This is a genomic window from Brevundimonas sp. (genome assembly GCF_044239655.1).
GTDB lineage: Bacteria > Pseudomonadota > Alphaproteobacteria > Caulobacterales > Caulobacteraceae > Brevundimonas.
The window spans coordinates 1-4318 of sequence record NZ_JBIIAY010000176.1; the positions used below are offsets into that span (position 1 = coordinate 1).

General features: G+C 63.4%; 4 protein-coding genes. All 4 read right to left on the reverse strand.

Annotation, left to right across the window (positions count from 1 at the left end):
- A partial coding sequence (gene tuf / locus ACILQR_RS15720; protein ID WP_395652322.1) for an elongation factor Tu occupies positions 1–1058 on the reverse strand: 1058 nt, incomplete at its 3' end.
- Positions 1059–1143: 85 nt separating this feature from the next.
- Positions 1144–3225: an elongation factor G gene (gene fusA, locus ACILQR_RS15725; protein ID WP_395652323.1), complete on the reverse strand. Its 2082-nt coding sequence runs from the start codon at positions 3223–3225 to the stop codon at positions 1144–1146.
- 162 nt (positions 3226–3387) lie between these two features.
- Positions 3388–3861, reverse strand: coding sequence for a 30S ribosomal protein S7 (gene rpsG / locus ACILQR_RS15730; protein WP_395652324.1), 474 nt, complete (start codon positions 3859–3861; stop codon positions 3388–3390).
- A gap of 69 nt (positions 3862–3930) precedes the next feature.
- Positions 3931–4305, reverse strand: coding sequence for a 30S ribosomal protein S12 (gene rpsL / locus ACILQR_RS15735; RefSeq protein WP_013269204.1), 375 nt, complete (start codon positions 4303–4305; stop codon positions 3931–3933).
- Positions 4306–4318 lie beyond the last annotated feature (13 nt).

Genomic DNA, 4318 nt, shown 5'->3' on the forward strand with positions numbered 1-4318 from the left:
ATCATCTCAACGCCTTCCTTCAGGTGAACGATGCCGGTCACGTCCGTGGTGCGGAAGTAGAACTGCGGGCGATAGTTCGTGAAGAACGGCGTGTGACGGCCGCCTTCTTCCTTGGTCAGGATGTAGGCTTCGGCCAGGAACTTGGTGTGCGGGGTGATCGAGCCCGGCTTGCACAGGACCTGACCGCGCTCGACGTCTTCACGCTTGGTGCCGCGCAGCAGCACGCCGACGTTGTCGCCCGCCTGACCCTGGTCCAGCAGCTTGCGGAACATTTCCACGCCCGTGCAGGTCGTCTTCTGGACCGGACGGATGCCGACGATCTCGACTTCCTCACCGACCTTGACGATGCCGCGCTCGACGCGACCCGTGACCACGGTGCCGCGGCCCGAGATCGAGAACACATCCTCGACCGGCATCAGGAAGGGCAGGTCGACCGGGCGTTCCGGTTGCGGGATGTAGGCGTCGACGGTTTCCATCAGCTTGAGAACCTGGTTCTCGCCGATTTCCGGGTTCACGCCGTCGGTCGCGGCCTTGGCCGAGCCCATGGTGATCGGAATGTCGTCGCCCGGGAACTGGTAGGACGAAAGCAGCTCGCGCACTTCCATCTCGACGAGTTCCAGCAGCTCGGCGTCGTCGACCAGATCGACCTTGTTCATGAACACCACCAGGGCGGGCACGCCGACCTGACGGGCCAGCAGGATGTGCTCGCGGGTCTGGGGCATGGGGCCGTCGGCGGCCGACACCACCAGGATCGCGCCGTCCATCTGGGCGGCGCCGGTGATCATGTTCTTCACATAGTCGGCGTGGCCGGGGCAGTCGACGTGGGCATAGTGACGGTTGGCCGTCTCATATTCCACGTGCGCGGTGTTGATCGTGATGCCGCGGGCCTTTTCTTCCGGCGCAGCGTCGATGTCGGCATAGGCCATGGCCTTGGCACCACCGGCCTTGGCCAGCGTCATCGTGATCGCCGCCGTCAGCGTCGTCTTGCCGTGGTCAACGTGACCGATCGTGCCGATGTTGCAATGCGGCTTGTTACGTTCGAACTTTTCCTTGGCCATTCTCTTCTCTCCGTCCCCTGAACAGGGGGCATATCCTAGATTTTTCAGGGGTCCGGCGGGCGACGCCCGCCGGGATTGGTTTGGGTTAGGCGCTGTACTTCTTGATGACTTCGTCGGCGACGTGTTGCGGCACCGGCTCGTAGTGGTCGTACTGCATGGTGAAGGCCGCGCGGCCCTGCGACATGCCGCGAAGCGTGTTCACATAGCCGAACATGTTGGCCAGCGGCACGAAGGCGTTCACGACGGTGGCGTTGCCGCGCATGTCCTGACCCTGGATCATGCCGCGACGGCCGTTCAGGTCGCCGATGACCGAACCCAGGTAATCCTCGGGGGTCACGACCTCGACGGCCATGATCGGCTCGAGCAGCTTGGGCGCGCCCTTGTCCTTCAGTTCGCGGAAGGCGGCGCGGGCCGCGATTTCGAACGCCAGCACGCTGGAGTCGACGTCGTGGTATTTGCCGTCCGTCAGGGTCGCCTTGAAGTCGATCAGCGGGAAGCCGGCCAGCAGGCCATTGTCCTTGGAGTTGTTCAGACCCTTTTCGACGCCCGGGATATATTCCTTGGGCACCGCGCCGCCGACGATCGAGTTCTCGAACACGAAGCCCGAGCCGGGTTCGCCGGGCTCGAAGGTGATCATGACGCGGGCGAACTGGCCCGTACCACCGGTCTGCTTCTTGTGGGTGTAGTCGATGTCGACCTTGCGGCCGAGCGATTCACGATAGGCGACCTGCGGCGCGCCGATGGTGGCCTCGACCTTGTAGGTGCGCTTCAGGATATCGATCTTGATGTCGAGGTGAAGCTCACCCATCCCCTTCAGGATGGTCTGTCCCGACTCGTGGTCGGTCGAGACGGTGAAGGACGGATCCTCCGACGCCAGCTTGGCCAGGGCGACGCCCAGCTTTTCCTGGTCGGCCTTGGTCTTGGGCTCGACCGAGATCTCGATCACCGGCGCCGGGAACTCCATCTTTTCAAGGATGACCGGCGACTTCATGGGATCGCACAGGGTGTCGCCTGTGCGGGTGTCCTTGAGGCCGGCCAGGGCGACGATGTCGCCGGCATAGGCTTCCTTGACGTCCTCGCGGTTGTTGGAGTGCATCTGCAGCATCCGGCCGACGCGCTCACGCTTGTCGCGCGACGAGTTCAGCAGGTTCTGGCCGGTTTCCATCTTGCCCGAATACAGGCGGCAGAAGGTCAGCGAGCCGACGAAGGGGTCGTCCATGATCTTGAAGGCCAGGATCGACAGTGGCTCGTCGTCCGAGGCGCGACGCACGACGGGCTCTTCGGTCTTGAAGTCGATGCCCGGCGTCGGCGGGATGTCGAGCGGCGACGGCAGGTAGTCGACCACGGCGTCGAGCAGGGTCTGGACGCCCTTGTTCTTGAACGCCGAGCCGCACAGGATCGGATAGAAGGCACCGGTCAGCACGGCCTTGCGGATGCATTTCTTGAGCACTTCGATCGAGGGCTCGGTGCCTTCGAGGTAGGCTTCCATGGCTTCGTCGTCGAGTTCGACTGCGTTGTCGATCAGGTATTGACGGGCCTCGACGGCCTTGGCCATCAGATCGTCAGGGATCGGGCCGACGGTGAAGTTGGCGCCCAGGGCGTCGTTGTCCCAGACCACCGAGTTCATGGCGACGATGTCGACCAGGCCGGACAGCGAGGACTCGGAGCCGATCGGGAACTGGATCGGGACGGCCTTGGCGCCCAGGCGGTCGCGGATCGACTGGACCGAGGCATCGAAGTCGGCGCCGATCTTGTCCATCTTGTTGACGAACACGATCCGGGGAACGTTGTACTTGTCGGCCTGACGCCAGACGGTTTCGGTCTGCGGCTCGACGCCGGCGTTGCCGTCCAGCACCGTCACGGCGCCGTCGAGGACGCGCAGCGAACGCTCGACTTCGATGGTGAAGTCCACGTGGCCGGGGGTGTCGATGATGTTCAGGCGCTTGCCCTGCCAGAAGGCCGTGGTCGCAGCCGAGGTGATCGTGATCCCCCGCTCCTGCTCCTGGTCCATCCAGTCCATGGTCGCGGCGCCGTCGTGGACTTCGCCGATCTTGTGGTTCTTGCCGGTGTAATACAGGATCCGCTCGGTCGTCGTCGTCTTGCCCGCATCGATGTGGGCCATGATGCCGAAGTTGCGGTAGTCCTCGAGCTTGTGCGTGCGGGCCATGAAAGCGTGCCTTGAATGGTATGTTCAGGACGCCGGTAGCGCCCTCGGGAAGATCGAACGGTTTCGGATAAGCGGGCGCGGGCGATTTAGCTCAAACCGCCCGCGCCGCAAACCCTTAGATAGTCATCGCAGGTGACGCTTTGAAGGCGTCCCCCGCAGGCATTACCAGCGGTAGTGGCTGAAGGCGCGGTTGGCTTCGGCCATCTTGTGGGTGTCTTCGCGCTTCTTGACCGCGGTGCCGCGGTTGTTCGAGGCGTCCAGAAGTTCGGCGGCCAGCTTTTCGGTCATGGTGTTCTCACCACGCTTGCGCGCGGCGTTCACCAGCCAGCGGATGGCCAGGGCGCGGCGACGATCGGGGCGAACCTCGACCGGCACTTGGTACGTTGCACCGCCGACGCGACGCGAGCGGACTTCGACCGACGGCTGGACGTTTTCCAGGGCGGTGTGGAAGGTCTGGACCGGCTCGAAGTCCTTCTTCTTGTCGGCCAGGATGTCGAAGGCGCCATAGACGATGTTCTCGGCGACGGCCTTCTTGCCCTCGTACATGACGTAATTCATGAACTTGGTGACGGTCAGATCCTTGTATTTGGGATCCGGCAGGACTTCGCGTTTCTGGGCGCGGTGACGACGTGACATGAGTTGGGCCTTCTAAATCGTTCTTGGGAAGCCAGATGGAACCGGCTGAATCTGAAAGTGCGGTTCGGCTTACTTCGGACGCTTGGTGCCGTAGTGCGAACGGCGCTGCTTGCGGTCCTTGACGCCTTGCGTATCGAGAACGCCGCGCAGGATGTGGTAGCGAACGCCGGGAAGGTCCTTCACGCGGCCCCCGCGGATCAGAACAACCGAGTGTTCTTGCAGGTTGTGACCCTCGCCGGGGATGTAGCACACGGCTTCGTAGCCGGACTTGGCCAGACGAACCTTGGCGACCTTACGCAGAGCCGAGTTCGGCTTCTTGGGGGTCGTGGTATAGACGCGGGTGCAGACGCCGCGGCGCTGGGGCGAGCCTTCCAGGGCCGGCACCTTGTTGCGCACGGGCTTGGGCTTGCGGGGCTTGCGGATAAGCTGGTTGATCGTAGGCATTTAGGGTCTCGTC